We start from the raw sequence: 16,032 nt of genomic DNA, 5'->3' as shown, positions 1-16,032 counted from the left end.
ACTATGAACACATTCTTTCATTATCGTGGACGTAGAATTCGTCCTCTACATCTATCTGTTTATCGTACCTACCTTCTACTAGCTTGGTTTCCTTTTCTATTATCTGCTGGTTACTATAGCTACCTTTTTATCTATCCGCTAATACAGATGATGCAACAAAGACAAATAATTGATTGGATTGCCCTCTTAGTTCCCATTGGAGGGCTTTTTTTAATACTCTTCTTGCCGTTGTTAGTTTTGGTCATGATTCGCAGAGTTTCTTTTTTAAAGGGTGGTTTCTTCTATCGAGTCTACCAACGACAAATGTTAGCTCGCCTCTTGAAAAGCAATGGATTGTATGAGAAGAAGGAACGGAAATCAAAAGAACAGGCTACTGAAAAAATGGTTTTCCCAAAAGTTTATTACCGTAATACCAAGGAAATTCTTTATTTAACGGTTCCCACAGATGGCATGAAATGGCATGATCGCTTTCAAAAAATTGCAAAGACTTTTGAAGAAATGTACATTGCTGACTTCATTGAGGAACAAAAGGAAATGGGCTTCACCACCTATTTATTAATGATTGATGTGATCAGTAAGCGGATTGGAATTGAAGATTGTATCGTAACAAATGGACAAGTCAAACTCATGGATGGCGTTGTATGGGACTATGCCGAAGTGCCTCACATGTTAGTAACTGGAGGCACAGGGGGTGGCAAGTCCTACTTTCTGCTCACCTTAATCCATGCGCTTATTCAGGTTGGAACAGTTGATGTATGTGATCCAAAAGAAGCAGATTTAAAAGATTTAGAAAGTCTACATTTATTCAAAAATCACGTATTTTACGGAACAAAATGGATCACGAAATGCTTAAAAAATGCTGTAGAAGAAATGAATCGACGTTATGTTTATATGAAGGCTCTCCCTAACTATACAACAGGGAAAAACTTTGCATACTATGGTATTCCTCCCTACTTTATTATTGTTGATGAGTGGGCAGCATTTTTTGGCACCTTAACCTATAAAGAACAGGACGAAATTCTGCGATATGTAAAGGAACTTGTTCTAAAAGCACGACAAGCAGGTGTTTTTCTAATATTAGCAACCCAACGTCCTGATGCAGATAACTTTGGTGGCGGTGTACGTGATAATCTTCTATTTCGAGTTAGCTTGGGAAAGCTATCAGAACAGGGCTATTACATGACTTTTGGATCGGATCAAAAAGGAAAAGCGTTCATCAATAAACGAATGAAAGGCAGAGGCTACTGCGATAGTGGCTCAGGAGTTCCTCGTGAATTCTATGCCCCTCTTGTTCCGAAAAAATATGATTTCCTAGCAGAACTTAGACAAATAGGTACTATGCAAACATTAAATATAAAAGAGCTTTTACAAGAAATGACTACTGAGGAAATTAATGAAGCACATTCAGCTTTTGGACTTTCACAGAAAAAATTAGGGTGAGATACTCCCTATATCAATGAAAAAAGGGAAAGGAAAAGCTTTATCTTTTGTTGCCCTTTTTTCGTTGCCTCAGCGGATGGAAGAAGCTGATACTAACCGCTTCGTTTTATGAACAAGGTTTCCTTGTGAAAGCCGCACACTTTGGTGTGTGGCGGTAGAACGAAAAGGAATAGGCAGGTTTCCTGCCTATGACTGTGCGTGGTTAGGGCGAGCAGTGCTCGCTCTAACCTGTTACCCCCGCTAAATAACATGGGGGTAACTTTTTACAAGAAAGACAAATTGGTTATCCAAATCCCTTATTAATAAAGCTTTTCTTTAAGAATAAAGCTGTAAACAATTTTCATTTATTTTGTGAACAACAAGGCAGGTGACCCATGAATAATCAAGAAATAAAAATTTTACGAAAGCGACTACAATTAACACAACAGCAATTTGCCGAAAAGCTTAATTGGAGTAAATCATATCTCTCCATGATTGAAACTGGCAAACGAGCGATTACAAAAAAATCTACAGAAAAAATACGTAAAACATTCCATTTGGATGGTGGCATTCTACCAATGGAAGCAAAAATTGATTTTCTTCGTGTTCGATTCAAAATCCACTCCCCTTCTCAAGTAATTGAGAAGATATTACAAATGAATCCAGATGTATTCATTTACAAAAACTATGGTTTTAATCATTATACAGAAAGCTATTGTTTCAGTGACATCTTTGTTTTCTCAAATCCAGAAAACCTAGATATGGGTGTAATGATTGAACTGCGTGGACAAGGTTGTCGAGAATATGAATTGGTACTAGAAGAACAGGAAGAAACTTGGACAACATTCTTTTGGCGGCTTTATCAATCGAATATTTTTGGTGAAGGTCTAATAATTGACACCAAAATTACACGAATTGATTTGGCTCTGGATGAACATCTCTCTCTTCTTTATCCCAATTATGATTTATTTGAGTTGAAAGAAAAAGTTGAACAAGGATTAGTCGATACCACATTTCGCAATTTTGATTTTACAGGAGGAATTGTTGTTAAAAGTGGACAGCGGCTCAACAAAGGACTCTCTCTTTATTTTGGTTCCAGACAATCGCCGTTTTATTTAAACTTTTACCAAAAAGATTACGAACTAGCAAAAAAAGAAGAAATCTCTGTTGAAATGGCTCGGCAAAAATATGGCATTAAAAACCGTTATGAAATCCGTTTAGCTGACGAAAAAGCCTATCTCTTTGTTGAGTATTTACTTTCTACAGGAGAAACAATTGAATGGATTGTTAAAGAATTAATCGATACTGCCATTAAAGTATATGATTGTGACTCAAATGGACTGCGCACTCATTACAGCCAAAATTGGCGCATGGTCATTGAAAGCATGCAAGAATTGCGATTGACCATGAAGGGTGAAAAACCAAATTATGATAAAGCGTTACGCTGGCTCTCAAACTATCTTGCTCCTACACTAAAGAAAATTTGGATTATGGATCAAACATTTGGCAAAAATGAGTTAATGTCTAGAATTCAGCAAGCAGAGCTAAAAGAAAAAGATCAAGAAGAGTTGGCAAAACTTACAACAACAATCAAAGAATTATTGATACAAGAAGAAACTCGAACGACTACTCCCTCTTCTGTAACTGTTACACAAGATGAAGTCGAACAACTATTAGCACAATTTTTATTTAATTGAGAGGTGAAAAACATGATTGAATTATATATCGAAAATCTTCATACCCATAAAGGGCGATGGTTTGAACTACCTATTGATTGGGAAGAAGTCAAAGAAAAAATCGAATTGGACGATGGGCAGGAACATTTAATAACAGACTACATGGCACCATTTACCCTTTCTCACTATGAAAATTTTAATGAAATGAATGAAGTAGCAGAACAACTGGATGAGCATAGTGGACACCCAGCCATTCACTATTTAGGTGAACTTGTAGAGTACGGATTTTTCAGCGATATTTTAGATGCATTTGAACAAATTGATGAAATTCAAGTCTACTCTGACTGTTATTCTTATAAAGACTATGCAGAACAATTAGTGGATGATCTTGGCTATTTATCTGGTGTTCCTGATTTAATCAAGTGGAATGTTGACTATGAGGGAATTGGCGAAGATTTACGCCAAGATGGACGCCTCTATCAAGCAAACGACAATACTATTATTGAGGTATTGTCATGAATCAGAAATATCTCAAAGAAGAACTAAAAAAATATGGCTTTTTCTATTTAGAAGGACAAATTCCCGAAAGACAAGCTCGGCAATTTCTCACTGTAAAAAAACTAACTCAACGAGAAAATCTGGTTTTTATTCCTAAAAAAGAAGTCTGTTTTGAACGAATTCTTTCTAAACACACCAGTCTTTATATTGAAGGACTAGAACGTTATAGCGATTCCGGCGTTTATCTTGGTTATTCGTATGATTTTTACAAAGCTACCTATCTATTCAATTCTCAGCCTAGTCGTTTAAAAATTTATGGTACGCAACTTTCTGCAAAGGAACTCCTTTATTTGGTAAAGGGGTTCCCTTTTTTAATAATCGCAAAGGAGTAATTCAATGAAATTTATCAAAGAGAAAAAGAATCATCCCCCAGCTTTACCAAAAGAAGAAAAAGCCGCTAGTATCCGAACGACTCGTACCTTCTTTCTAATCCTAACGCTTTTTTTAATCAGCAGTGGTCCCTTTGCCTTTTTTAAAACTACCCAAATGCAAAGTCTTATTCGCAAAGAACAAACCTCATTAACCGAAACGATTCAGAAAGAATTAGCAAAAAATACAAATACAGTTGTTACATCAGAATTGTATAAACAGTTTCTACAGCCTTTCATCACAGTTTACATTAATATTCCTACCGATCAGCAAGCATTTGAAAAACGTTTTAATTCACTCCAAGAGACCTATTTCATGATCACTCTAGATGAAGAAAAGAATACAGGGACTGAACGAAAACTACTCTCTTCTGATTTTTATAATCTAGTCAACGAAAATGGACAATTAGTGGCTCAATACCGTATTGCTTATGAAATCAATGCTCCAGTTACAAAAGAACGTGATGTAAAGAAAAAGGAAGATGATAAAAAAGTAGTTATCAAAGAAAAATATATTGATTACGAAAAAATTGAAAATCGTGTGTTGTTAAATATCCCTTTTGTGCAATTAAAAAATCAATCGTTTAAAGTGACTGCCTATCCTTATTTTACTCTTGAGCCTTCACTAACTTCAAAAAACGGGCAACTAAAAATGCCTGATATTTCTCAGTACCAACAAGTCGATAACAAAGAAGAAAAAGCGGTTATCAGTTTCATTCAGTCATTCCTTGATAAATATGTATCTGCTTCATTGGAAGATATGGCATTTATGATGAAAGAACCAGAGATTCTAACAGGTAATTATCAGATAAACAATAGCCAAATTAAGCCCTTCTTCAAGGACGAACAACTCTTTGCTTTTGTTACCTTTGATGTTATTGATGGTGAAACAAAAATAGGACACAAGGAAACCATGACTTTATTATTGAAGCAACGAGAAAACACTTATTTTATTGAAACCATTCATCATTATTTAGGAGGAATTTAAATGAAACAAAAGAAAATAGTCCGATCTCCTCAGCAAAGACAACTACTAACCGTCAAACTCACAACAATATTCAGCAGCCTTTTATTCTTCTTCTTTCTATCTCCTGTCGCTTATGCTGATGCAAATGCTAAAGAAGCCAGTAACTATATCTTGAATGACTGGATTGCACCAATTTTTGGGGTAGTTGTTGTTTATTTAGTCATCAAAGAATTTCTAAATTCAAAATGGATTCAAGGTTTTGCAATGCTCTTTTTTGGCGGTATCATTTACGCTGTTATTAAAGACCCTACAGGCGTTCTTAATTCCCTTTCTAATCTAAAAAGCTACTTTGGGTTATAGTCATGAATGTAGAAAAACAGATATTAGACTATAGAGAGCCCTTCAATGCCCCCTATATGATTCGAGAAATTGCTAAAAATGTCCACTTACCTTTTGTCGTTTATGCACAGGACTTCACTGTTGCAACAGTCAGTTTTGCGATTGTGTTTAGTACTTTGTTGATACTTTTTGGAATGAATCAATTAGTCGTCATGATTTCTCTGGCGATTCCTTATGGATTAGTACAACTATTTAACCGAGTTGAACCAGATGGAAAGAGAGCGGATATTTTTTTGAAAGATTATTTTCTCTATCTTCTGACCTTTGTATTTGGGCATAAATCACTGTATCATGAGCAACTTCACTCATTTAAACAAGAAAAAGTAATTTATGATCGCTGTACCGTTGAACAGCTTTCCATAAAAAAAGAAGGAGAAGCAAAAATGAATACATTAGATGTTGACCAATTGAAACAAGAAATAAAAGATAGTGTTGTTCCAGAACTAATCCATGAATTTGAATCCTTAAAGGCAAGAGAAGAAGGTTTCTATGAATTGTTTGAAACAGATGATGAAGTATTGCTAATGAAGAAAATACTCTTTCGGCAATTTGCAGACGGAGTTATCCCGATGTCAGAAATTCCTAAATTAAAGGAACAATATCAGTCATTAATCAAGCAATCCATTCGTAAACGAATCACTAGATTATTATAGAAAGGTGGAAAAAAATGAAGTTTAAACAGCCATTTCATAAGGTTTATCATAATTTATTGCTTACTACAGAAAATGAAGTTTGGGCATATTTTACTTGTCCTAGCGACTATGTTATTGGTCAAAATAAAGAAATTCAAGAAAAGCATAAACAAAAATGGAATCAATTTTTACAAAGCTTACGCCGTTTTGAGGACTTTGAACTATTTCTAAATCCGCATTCTTACAATCTTAGTGAGCGGCTAGCAGCTTTCTCCGAAAATTTTGATGAACAAGCAAAATCAATGGGCGATAGTTTAGTTGATCGAACACTTTCCGAATTAGAAAATCAACTTCGAGTTCTCACAACGGAAAAATTTTATATTGGGGTTAAACTTTCTAGTTTATCTTCTGCAACAACTGTAAAAGGAAAAGCGATGGAAGTCGTTGACTATTACGCAGGAAAGTTATTATCCTTGAACCATTATCACCTAACTGTTGATGAAGATTTTTTAAAACGATACCGTTCAATAGAATCAGAAATTTTTCAACTTGTTGGAACGGTTAATGGGCGTAGACTTACTGAACAAGAAGTGCTACAAGCCTGCCGTTATCCCTATGTACGTGGAATGAAGACTTCCTTTGATCTTGATTTTGTTGAAAATAGCAGCTATTCATTAACAGATACTATTCTTGATCCTACAGAAGAACAAGGCTTATTAAAGTTAAGAAGCTCAGAAGGAACTAGCTACATTGCTCTGCTTCCTATTCATAAATTCGCCCCCAACTTGGCATTCAATCATATAGCAGAAGTGGTGCAAAGTCTCCCCTTTCCAGTAGAATTCCGACTCAAAGGGCATTTTGAACCCTTAAAAGGTGGTAGAGGATTAAAAGGAAAGTCTTCTCGTGCTGCCAAGCGATTAAAAAATAGTGCAAAAGAAACGGTTTCTATGGGCGATTCCGAAATGAAATCCAGCCGCTTTAACCGTTATGCTTTGACTGACCTAAACAATAAAATAGATTTAAGAGTCCCTGTCATTAAATGGCTGGGACTTTTTGGTGTCTTTGGACAAACACCAGAGGAATGTCGCAGTCGGATTCGTACCGTCATTTCTTTATGCCAATCTCGAAATGTTGAAATAGTCAAAGGCTTAGCCGATCAAGTGTTTCTCTTCCATCAATTTTTAGCTGGTAACAAACTAGGTCCTGAAAAAAATTGGCTTCACTACACCACAGTTGAGGGAATTAGTGAAATGTTATTGAGTGTTGAAAATCGGATCGGCGATAACGTAGGAATTCCTATTGGTATGGTTTCGGAATTGAAAAACACTCGAAACTTAACACCAAAAGAAGTGGCAAAAACGAGCCGAAAACCCATTTTCTTTAATCCATCTATCGGGAACCAAAATGATATCGCCGATAAAAAAGCCAATAGTCCGCACATTGCCATCACTGGACCCACTGGAAACGGAAAATCCTACTTAGCAAAGTTTATTTTCTTCCTTTCAGTTTTAATGAATGGAAAAGGATTGTACGTTGACCCTAAATCTGAATTCTTCGATTGGATTATGGAGGTTATCAATCATCCACTTTATCAAGAAAAGTATCCCGACACTTGTGCTTTCATTCAACAGCACTTCCACCAAGTGAGACTTGATCCAAATAAAACCAGTAACAAAGGCGTTCTTGATCCCTTCTGCTTTATTCCTAATCGAGTAGCTGCAAAAGATATGGCACAAGACTTATTTGAAGAGCTTTATGATTTCACTAGTGCTAGAGAGAAAAAATCAAGATTGGCAATGCTAGAAGGAATCGAAACTGTATTAAAAAGAAGAGATCAAGGCGAACGAATAGGCTTACTTCATGTAGTTGACTTCATGCTGGAAAGTCCACATGAGGAGGTACGAGATACGGCCAGCTTAATCAAGAAATCAGTACAAGGTTCTATTTTAGAATTAGCTTTTAGTTATGGCGAAAATGAAGGACTAAATCTCACGAATAAGGTGACTATCTTAGAAGTTTTGGGGTTAGAAATGCCTCGTGCAGAAACGCTTAGCAGTGATTACAGTGCTACACAAAGAAAATCGGTCATGTTGATGATGTCTATTGGAAAATTCTGTGAACTTTTCGGCTTACGTGACCGAGAAGAAAGCACCGTTGTTCTATTTGATGAAAGTTGGATTTTTAATTCTTCTAAAAACGGTCGTGCGATTATCAAATCCATGCGCAGAGTTGGTCGAAGTTTTAACAATACCCTTATTATTGTCACTCAATCGGTTAAAGATACAGCCGAAGAAGACGATACAGGAAACTTTGGACGAATTTTTGCATACGATGACAAAGATGAACGAGAAGATATTCTTCGTCATTTAGGATTAGAAATCACTAATGAGAATATTGAGTGGTTAAAAAACCTACCAAAATATCATTGCCTTTATTTAGATTTACGAGGACGTGTTGGCAAAATGCTTGTCTACTGTCCTTATGAAGAAATCCATCAAATGCTGCAAACGGTCAAAAAAAATACAAGTGCAGATGTGGAAACGACCTTTAGCGCTTAGAAAGGAGCAGCTATGTTACTAAAAGATTTATTTGATATTGACAGTTTCCAATCCTTTTTTGAAAAAGGCGGCTGGTTTAGCATCAATGAAAACTTGCAAAGTGTGCTAAATGCGTTGCTCAATATTGCCTTTGGATTAATCAAATACCTTGTTCTAGCATTAGATTACGTGATAAATAAACTCTTTAGTTTAAATTTATTAGAAGGAGTATTACCAGATTTATTCTCCACTACTGGTGCTATTTACAACAAATTATTTAGTATTGTAGGGATTCTCCTTTTTACATTTGTGATTGTCATTTCAGTGAAGGATTTTTTTGAAAAAGGAATCAGCAAGGCATTAATCCGTTTTGGTATTTTCACCTTAATCTACGTGGGTAGTATGACCTTTTTTGCCGATGGTGCCAACAAAGTTCAAGAAGTGAATACCCTCTCTCAAAATGTGCAAGGACAATTAGTTGATTTAACAAGTGGCAGTTTCACGAAAAACACTGGCAATATCTCAGAAAAACTACTTGGATCAAACCAACAATTAGATGGAACAAGCAATATCCGAAATCTCATTTTTGATGAATTTGTTATTAAACCTTATGCTTTACTAAACTATGGAAAAACAGACATATCAAAAGAGCAATTTGAATCCTATCTTGTTAAAAGTGGTGAAACATTTGACCAAAAAAAGACAAATGAAATTGCTGACAAAATAAAAAAAGACTCCGAAAAAAATTCTTATCTCACCTCAGATCGTATGACCGAAAAAGTTGCTGTTTTATTAAATACGTTTATCATGCTAATTGTGATTGGAACGGCCGTACTAATTATCGGAGTTGCAAACATTTTAATCCAGCTATTAATTTACGGCATCCTCTTTCTCTTTCCTTCACTACTTTTTTTAGCTTTGATTCCAAACATGCACCATCTGTTAAAAAATGGCTTCATGTTACTAGGAACACTGTTTGCTTCAAAAATAGGGATTGGATTCGGTTTTGGTCTCTTGTTCTCTATTTTAAATTTGTTAGATTCCTTTTTTGTTGTCACAAACATTGTCACCATGATTGTCGGACTGTTTGTCAAAGTTTTGTTGGGGCTATTCATCTGGAAAAATAAAGGTCAGATTGTTCGTTCATTGACGAAAGGTAAAGCAGAGTTAAAAGATTTTTCTTTCAATCCCAAACAAGCTCTTCAAGAAAAACAACATCAGCGAGCACAAAAAGAAGATCAGCAAAATCGTTATGCTGAACAAAACTATAAAACGCAAACCGCAGAAAATGATTACCTTCAATCAGGTATAGAGCTAGATCACGCTTATCGTCAAAATGAACTACAGGATAATTTATTAGTGAAAGCTGGGGAGGAAGAAGCTTCTTTGCATCAAACGACAATGTCTTTTGATGAACAACCAATGGAGTCCAAAGAAGAACCACTCCCTACAGATACTTTTGATGTAAAAGACTCAGAAGAATCATTTAACTATTCTGTTGATAATGCCTCTGGTTCTGTCTCAAATACAGAGCCATTACTCACAAAAACCGCATTACCTAGAGAAGAGGTTGATGATCATTTGCTTAGCCCAAATGCTTTAACAGAGGAAACAGAAATACCTGTTGTTGAATCAATCATTGAAACAAAAAGCAGCAATGTAAAGGACGACTCATCAGAAACAGAGTCACACCCCCCTTCTCCAGTTACAGAACGAGAAGCCCAGCAACTGGAAAAAGAAATCAGTCACCTAAGACAAGAAACCTATACTACACCAGAAATTAATGAGGAACAAGCCTATGAAAATGCGTAAGTTATTTCCATTGCTTTTTTTGAGCTTCTTTTTTGTTTTTTTTATGCTCATTGCTGGTAGTAGTTCTTCTACTACACACACAGCCTCCGAAGAAGGAGAAAACCTTCCAGAAGCAGTGCTTCGTTGGAAAGATAAAGTCACAAAGGAAGCAACTAAAAATGAAATTTACGAAGCTGTTCCTTATTTATTAGGAATCATTATGGCAGAATCAGGTGGAAATTCAGAAAAATATCCCGATATAATGCAATGTTCCGAAAGCCAAGGAAAGCCACCAAATTCAATCAAAAATCCAAACGAATCCATTGAAGTTGGCGTAAAATATTTTGCAGATATGTGGAAAGAGCATCGTGATTACGATGTTTTAAATATTGTGCAAGCTTATAACTTTGGAGGTGGCTTCTTAAGTCACTCAGGTAAAAGTTATTCTCTGGATAATGCGATTCAATTCTCAAAAACTCAAGCAGGTGGAAAAACAGTCACTTACACGAATCCTATAGCTATCAGCTTAGGCTATGATTATCGTTATGCGTATGGCAATATGTTTTATGCTCAAATTGTTAAGCAATACATCACTTCTACTTCCAACAACAATAGCCAAGGAAATTCAACTATTGTAAAAGCAGCACTTAAAGAATTGGATGAAGGAACACATGATGGTGGAACGAAATATTGGCAATGGTATGGCTTTAATGGGCGTGTAGAATGGTGCGCTATTTTTGTTTCTTATAATGCTGAAAAAGCTGGGGTTAAAATGGAACGGTTCGCTTATTGCCCAACAGGTATTGAAAATTTTAAAGCTAAAAATCAATGGCTGGGGAAAGGAAGCTTGCCTAAAAGTGGCAACATCATCTTTTTTGACTGGGATGGTGATTCTGTTAGTGACCATGTTGGGATTGTTGAGAAAGTAGAAAATGAAGTTATTTTCACAATTGAAGGGAATTCAGGAGATAAGATTGCTAAACTAAATTATGAAAAAAATAGTCCTTATATTATTGGATATGGGATACCATAAACTCTAATAACAAGGCTAATAGCTCTTAATTCAAGAATAACTGGTTATTTTATTTCATTTCCTCAATAGATCATTTTACTTTATTTTCTTAATGTTAATGTAAATTGAATATGCTTAAAACAATAATTTGAAAATAGGAAACACGCAACCTGTTCAAATATCAACTAGTTTTATAGTGAATATCTATATAAAAGTCTAGATATTCGATTGTAATATTTAGTTTAAAGTACAAAAATATTTGATAATAAAATAGCTCCTATCCTCTATCTCTGCAAAGAGATTCGAGAATCGGAGCTAAAATAAAAAGCTAAAGAGAAACGTAAATAAATAAACTATAGCAGCTAAAATGTATTTTCTTGGATTTTTCCATATATCTTTTTTTAAATGCCATTTTTTTATAGGAAAACGTATCTCCAAAATGGTTGAAAATATTGATTCGAATAGTATTAATACTGCTATAAAAAAAACGGTAAACAAATTTGCAGTTATAATATTCAAATAAATTAGTATAAGAAAAATGAAACCATTCATCGAAGAAAAATAGACAAGCAGTAGTCTAAAATACATCATATAAATATATCTAGAATTTGGCAATGACTTAATTTGTTTTAACATTCCTCTATCCGACGATATTAATGTTGCAATGGGTGAATTAATAGAAATTATAGTAAAAATTAATGGTACAATAACATGAACATTAGTATTTTGCATTAATAGATATGCAATGAAAACCATCCCAAAAATCAAGTTGATAAAAAAAGCACCATCCATAACTAAAGAATTGGTAAAATAATTATTTTTAACAAGGCTTGATCTGCTTCTTAATTGTTCAGAAATATAGACTAAATGTTTTATTTTTACTAATTTAACCATGGCAACTAGTAATAATAAGAATAGTAGTATGAGACTATCTATCAAAATCGGAATAGTCATAGCAATTAGATATGTTATCATTTTAGAAGCTTTTTTATAAAAAATTAGACTATCTTTCTGCATAAGATCAAATGTAAAGAAGCTAATCAATATAACATACATTGAATAAACCAAACAGTATATAAATGCTGGAAAATTACTAATAAATTGACTATAAAATATGACTCCCAATATTAACAATCTTTCAAGTAAATTTACAAAGAAAACACTTGTTAGAAAAATTACATAAAAATGATTTATTGGTATTGGTAGTTGATAATAGTCAATGATCCTTCCTTTGATAAAGTATGAAAAATATGTCTGCATAGATGAGAGAAATGTAACAATAAAAACACTAAAAAAAATAATGGACAGATTAAAATGAATAGTAAAATTATAAGAAAAATACCCAGCAGCTAATAAAGAAATTAAGGTGAATGTTAGCTTCTTTAAATTAAGCAAATCTCTAAAAGTAATAGTTATCATTTAAAGTTCTCCCATTATTTTTTTAAGTAATTGATCAGAAACTAAGTCCTGTTGCAATTTGAAACTATTTATCTTTCCGTTTTTCAGTACCATAATTTCATTACATACTCTTGTTATACTTTCAATAATATGCGAACTCATAAAAATTGAGCCATATTTTTTATATTCCATGAGTTCTTTATAAAGAAATTCTGTAGAATCAAAATCAAGACCATCCAGAGGCTCATCCAAAATTAATAGAGGCCGCCTAAGAAATAGTCCTGAAATAAGAAATACCTTTTTTTTATTACCTGTGGATAAATCTTTAATCAGAACATTTCTATATGAGGTAAAATGAAAGCCCTCAGTTAAATACAATAATTTTTCATTATCAAATACTACGTTATATAACTTACATAGCAACCGAATGTATTGATCAAAATTCCAATTCATAAATCCATTATTTTCTGTAAAAACAGTAAATCGATTTTTCTTGAATTCTAATTTTTCAAAAGATATTGGTTTGTTCAACCATTTAATTTTAGTTACACTATATTGATCAGTTACACTACTCAACGTATTAATAAGTGTAGTTTTCCCTGCACCATTTCTCCCAACTAATCCAACTATACTGTGCTTAAAAATTGTTAGTTCCTCAATATCTATTATAAATTTTTCTTTCTCATACCAAGATTTGAGATTGCTTATAAACAATAGTGGTTCATTCTCACTCATTTCGTTTGCCTCTGTTCAATAAATATACAACTGCCACCACAAAAAATACTATGGCGTAAATGTATTCTTGCTTAACCAAAAATACAATGCCACCTACTAAAAAACAAATAGCAATAAGTATTCTTAATAACTTTCTATCCATAAATAGCTCCTCCTAACTTTCTAATTGTAATAGATACTATCATCAACATTCCAACTATAAACCAAACGACAATATTTTGAGACTTTAAGGCTACTACTAATAATGCAATCATAGGAATAACTAACAAATACAACGTGATTGTTCGATAATTAGCATTCAGATTAAATCTATCTATTATGCTTGTAGTAAAAAAAATCACTAAAATAGAAAAGACGTCTAAAACAGTAAGCTGAAAGATGAATAATCCCATTCCTATAAAAATAAATAACATTTTCTTCTTATCTTTTAAATTTATGATTTGCTTTTTTATCACTAATAATATACTAACTAAGAATAGAGAAATATTCAATAACCAAACTTTACTATCTAAAATCCCTATAAAAGAATTGTTGAATAAACGATTGCATAAAAGGAGTAGAGTCATGAGAAAGATTCCAATATTTATAGTACTAATTAAATTACTAAGAAAATTAGGTGTGGAAAACGATTGCTCTTTAAAAAAAATCAGCATATTACTGAACTCTAACTCTAACATCAAAATAATGAAATAAACCAAACAAACTAGATAGTTTGATACATTAGGTGGCTTTATTCCATAAATTCTTAATCCCCATACAATAAGTAACATAACTAGGTTAACTATAAAAAGAAAAACAGCTTTCTTTTTTAATATAGAAGCTTTTCCCAAGTCAATTCCTCCCAGTACTTTTCAAATTCAATTACGCATTCAAAATTTTCTATTAGATAAATCATTTCTTGATTATGAAACCTAAACTCATTTAGAAATATTTTATAACGTTTTAATATCTGAGATTTTTGGGTTAGTAGTTTGGGTAAATCTGTATTTTCGTAATATGATATTTCTATTCTTTTATTTTCCTTGTTAACATTAAACTTAAGCCCAATAACAGTGAATTCTAATATTCTTAAAAAATAGATAATTAACTTTGCAACAAAGGATTCTTTTAAAATAATATATCCTTTGCTTTTAGAAATTACAGAATTAAAAATCGAATTCATAGAAATAGGTACGTACTCTTTTCTCTTCTCATTTATTTTTTGATTATGAGAGGCATAATTAAAGTGTATAAAAGAAAATTCATTGTTTATTAAAATGTTCTGTAAAATTCTCAACTTAAATTCTTCAATTTGATCTTCTGTTCCCAAAATCTTATCGACAGATGGATAATTATCAGGATATAACTTTCTTTCCTCTATAATAATCTTTTTTTCTGTATTAAAATCTTCTTCTTGAAAAAAGGTATCTGCTGAAAAACTAATAGGAATTTCTTCAAAATCACTGTGAATAAATACAAAGTTCATCTTCTTTTTATCAGTTAATGCGTTATAAATATTATTTTTAAGTTCATACTTTTCTAATTCCACTTTACTATTTCGTATAATCATGTGTTCAAGCAAATGTAAATAACCTGGTAACATTTCAAATTTTGGATATATATATATATGATCTACTGAAACATTGATAGGAAAACTAAATTCCATATAGATATATTCTTTATTCATTATTTACCCCAATCTTTGTACATACAAATTCACTAGATAAAAATTCACATTGTAGATCATCCACATTTAATTTATCAATAACGTTGATTATATCTTCTATAACTACTTCTTTATTGAAAATCCAGAAAGGAAACAGAGTGTAGCAAGATTGATTTAGACTAGAAGAAATTAGAAGGTTTTTTTTCAATCTCTGTTTTGCTTTCCTCAAACTATCGCTTGAAAACTTCGCGCTTTGGATACTTTTTCTAATGAATTCGCTTTTTTCAATACTATACTCCGCCACTGATCCTATTATAAAAATACTTAATCTTTCATGAAATTTCGCTACTGTCGAATAACAGTACCCCTTCTCTCTGATATTAAGTAACCCTCTGTTGCTTTCCCATAATTGTTCATATAATTTCAATTTTGCAAGCTCTTCATATGAATTTAGAGATTCAATATCAAAATAATTACCAATAAATGATACATTCGTATTTCGTGGTTCACCATTCAATTCAAATTTACCTAACAAAATTTCTTTGTTTGGGATGAACTTATAGTCATTCCAATTTTTAAATTGATTATTTAAAATTATAAAAGTTTTGTCAGTATTATTTTTAATTTTTCTTTTTAAACCAATATCCTCAATTTCCAAACTAGAGATATCAATTGAACCTAATGAGTTAAATTGTTTTTTTTCTAATACTCCTATTTTTGTAATGATTTCTCTATACTGAGTTTCTGTTAACTCATCAACTGATTGAATACTAACCAGTTCAACGAATGAGCTGGAAATTGATCCTACTACAAACATTTTAACCACTATACCTAATTCAAGTTCAATATGATTAATTTTCGATATAATTTCTTTCTGTACCAAAAGAATTGTTCT

Annotated in this window: 16 protein-coding genes; 10 read left to right on the top strand and 6 right to left on the bottom strand. The window is 32.9% G+C overall.

Annotated features, from left to right (window positions below; genetic code table 11):
• Positions 1-3 precede the first annotated feature (3 nt).
• The 10 genes from RV00_RS01540 to RV00_RS01495 all read left to right on the top strand — a co-directional run bounded on the left by RV00_RS01540 (position 4) and on the right by RV00_RS01495 (position 11,380).
• Positions 4-1,440: an FtsK/SpoIIIE domain-containing protein gene (locus RV00_RS01540; protein ID WP_071860840.1), complete on the top strand. Its 1,437-nt coding sequence runs from the start codon at positions 4-6 to the stop codon at positions 1,438-1,440.
• Positions 1,441-1,814: 374 nt separating this feature from the next.
• On the top strand, positions 1,815-3,116 hold the full coding sequence (locus RV00_RS01535; protein WP_071860839.1) for a replication initiation factor domain-containing protein: 1,302 nt from the start codon (positions 1,815-1,817) through the stop codon (positions 3,114-3,116).
• Positions 3,117-3,128: 12 nt separating this feature from the next.
• Positions 3,129-3,614 carry an antirestriction protein ArdA gene (locus RV00_RS01530; RefSeq protein ID WP_025188530.1) on the top strand — a complete coding sequence of 162 codons (486 nt, stop codon included), beginning with the start codon at positions 3,129-3,131 and terminating at the stop codon, positions 3,612-3,614.
• Positions 3,611-3,985: a hypothetical protein gene (locus RV00_RS01525; RefSeq protein WP_002336271.1), complete on the top strand. Its 375-nt coding sequence runs from the start codon at positions 3,611-3,613 to the stop codon at positions 3,983-3,985. The genes RV00_RS01530 and RV00_RS01525 overlap by 4 nt, the downstream gene beginning before the upstream one ends.
• Positions 3,986-3,989: 4 nt before the next feature.
• Positions 3,990-5,009: a conjugal transfer protein gene (locus RV00_RS01520; protein WP_071860838.1), complete on the top strand. Its 1,020-nt coding sequence runs from the start codon at positions 3,990-3,992 to the stop codon at positions 5,007-5,009.
• Positions 5,010-5,348, top strand: coding sequence for a TcpD family membrane protein (locus RV00_RS01515; protein WP_071860837.1), 339 nt, complete (start codon positions 5,010-5,012; stop codon positions 5,346-5,348).
• 2 nt (positions 5,349-5,350) lie between these two features.
• The gene (locus tag RV00_RS01510; RefSeq protein WP_071860836.1) at positions 5,351-6,040 is read left to right on the top strand and encodes a TcpE family conjugal transfer membrane protein; all 690 of its coding nucleotides are present in this window, start codon (positions 5,351-5,353) and stop codon (positions 6,038-6,040) included.
• A 14-nt stretch (positions 6,041-6,054) separates the two neighbouring features.
• The gene (locus RV00_RS01505) at positions 6,055-8,577 is read left to right on the top strand and encodes an ATP-binding protein (RefSeq protein ID WP_071860835.1); all 2,523 of its coding nucleotides are present in this window, start codon (positions 6,055-6,057) and stop codon (positions 8,575-8,577) included.
• A 12-nt stretch (positions 8,578-8,589) separates the two neighbouring features.
• Positions 8,590-10,368 (top strand): CD3337/EF1877 family mobilome membrane protein, encoded by a 1,779-nt coding sequence (locus RV00_RS01500; protein WP_071860834.1) that lies wholly within the window; start codon positions 8,590-8,592, stop codon positions 10,366-10,368.
• A complete protein-coding gene (locus tag RV00_RS01495; RefSeq protein ID WP_071860833.1) occupies positions 10,355-11,380 on the top strand; it encodes a lysozyme family protein in 1,026 nt (341 codons plus the stop codon). The genes RV00_RS01500 and RV00_RS01495 overlap by 14 nt, the downstream gene beginning before the upstream one ends.
• A 294-nt stretch (positions 11,381-11,674) precedes the next feature.
• On the opposite strand, the gene RV00_RS01490 is transcribed toward RV00_RS01495, so the two are convergent.
• The 6 genes from RV00_RS01490 to RV00_RS01465 are packed head-to-tail and all read right to left on the bottom strand — an operon-like array spanning position 11,675 to position 16,020.
• Complete coding sequence (locus RV00_RS01490; protein ID WP_071860832.1) at positions 11,675-12,778, bottom strand: hypothetical protein; 1,104 nt, start codon at positions 12,776-12,778, stop codon at positions 11,675-11,677.
• The gene (locus RV00_RS01485; RefSeq protein ID WP_071860831.1) at positions 12,779-13,492 is read right to left on the bottom strand and encodes an ATP-binding cassette domain-containing protein; all 714 of its coding nucleotides are present in this window, start codon (positions 13,490-13,492) and stop codon (positions 12,779-12,781) included.
• Entirely contained in the window at positions 13,485-13,634 is a 150-nt protein-coding gene (locus tag RV00_RS16220) for a YrhK family protein (protein ID WP_071860830.1), read from the bottom strand. Before RV00_RS16220 ends, RV00_RS01485 begins: the two co-directional genes overlap by 8 nt.
• The gene (locus RV00_RS01475; RefSeq protein ID WP_071860829.1) at positions 13,627-14,322 is read right to left on the bottom strand and encodes a hypothetical protein; all 696 of its coding nucleotides are present in this window, start codon (positions 14,320-14,322) and stop codon (positions 13,627-13,629) included. Before RV00_RS01475 ends, RV00_RS16220 begins: the two co-directional genes overlap by 8 nt.
• On the bottom strand, positions 14,301-15,158 hold the full coding sequence (locus RV00_RS01470; protein WP_071860828.1) for a peptidase M16 family protein: 858 nt from the start codon (positions 15,156-15,158) through the stop codon (positions 14,301-14,303). The genes RV00_RS01475 and RV00_RS01470 overlap by 22 nt, the downstream gene beginning before the upstream one ends.
• Positions 15,151-16,020 carry a hypothetical protein gene (locus RV00_RS01465; protein ID WP_143141760.1) on the bottom strand — a complete coding sequence of 290 codons (870 nt, stop codon included), beginning with the start codon at positions 16,018-16,020 and terminating at the stop codon, positions 15,151-15,153. Before RV00_RS01465 ends, RV00_RS01470 begins: the two co-directional genes overlap by 8 nt.
• Positions 16,021-16,032 lie beyond the last annotated feature (12 nt).

The organism is Enterococcus devriesei (assembly GCF_001885905.1).
GTDB lineage: Bacteria > Bacillota > Bacilli > Lactobacillales > Enterococcaceae > Enterococcus_A > Enterococcus_A devriesei.
This window is presented reverse-complemented; position numbering and strand designations above follow the sequence as displayed.

Excerpts from the sequence above, each read along its gene's own strand:
- RV00_RS01525 (WP_002336271.1), top strand. The coding sequence starts at position 3,611 with ATGAATCAGAAATATCTCAAAGAAGAACTAAAAAAATATGGCTTTTTC.
- RV00_RS01510 (WP_071860836.1), top strand. The coding sequence starts at position 5,351 with ATGAATGTAGAAAAACAGATATTAGACTATAGAGAGCCCTTCAATGCC.
- RV00_RS01495 (WP_071860833.1), top strand. The coding sequence starts at position 10,355 with ATGAAAATGCGTAAGTTATTTCCATTGCTTTTTTTGAGCTTCTTTTTT.
- RV00_RS01500 (WP_071860834.1), top strand. The coding sequence starts at position 8,590 with ATGTTACTAAAAGATTTATTTGATATTGACAGTTTCCAATCCTTTTTT.
- RV00_RS01470 (WP_071860828.1), bottom strand. The coding sequence starts at position 15,158 with ATGAATAAAGAATATATCTATATGGAATTTAGTTTTCCTATCAATGTT.
- RV00_RS01490 (WP_071860832.1), bottom strand. The coding sequence starts at position 12,778 with ATGATAACTATTACTTTTAGAGATTTGCTTAATTTAAAGAAGCTAACA.
- RV00_RS01535 (WP_071860839.1), top strand. The coding sequence starts at position 1,815 with ATGAATAATCAAGAAATAAAAATTTTACGAAAGCGACTACAATTAACA.
- RV00_RS01515 (WP_071860837.1), top strand. The coding sequence starts at position 5,010 with ATGAAACAAAAGAAAATAGTCCGATCTCCTCAGCAAAGACAACTACTA.
- RV00_RS01505 (WP_071860835.1), top strand. The coding sequence starts at position 6,055 with ATGAAGTTTAAACAGCCATTTCATAAGGTTTATCATAATTTATTGCTT.
- RV00_RS01485 (WP_071860831.1), bottom strand. The coding sequence starts at position 13,492 with ATGAGTGAGAATGAACCACTATTGTTTATAAGCAATCTCAAATCTTGG.
- RV00_RS16220 (WP_071860830.1), bottom strand. The coding sequence starts at position 13,634 with ATGGATAGAAAGTTATTAAGAATACTTATTGCTATTTGTTTTTTAGTA.
- RV00_RS01520 (WP_071860838.1), top strand. The coding sequence starts at position 3,990 with ATGAAATTTATCAAAGAGAAAAAGAATCATCCCCCAGCTTTACCAAAA.
- RV00_RS01530 (WP_025188530.1), top strand. The coding sequence starts at position 3,129 with ATGATTGAATTATATATCGAAAATCTTCATACCCATAAAGGGCGATGG.
- RV00_RS01540 (WP_071860840.1), top strand. The coding sequence starts at position 4 with ATGAACACATTCTTTCATTATCGTGGACGTAGAATTCGTCCTCTACAT.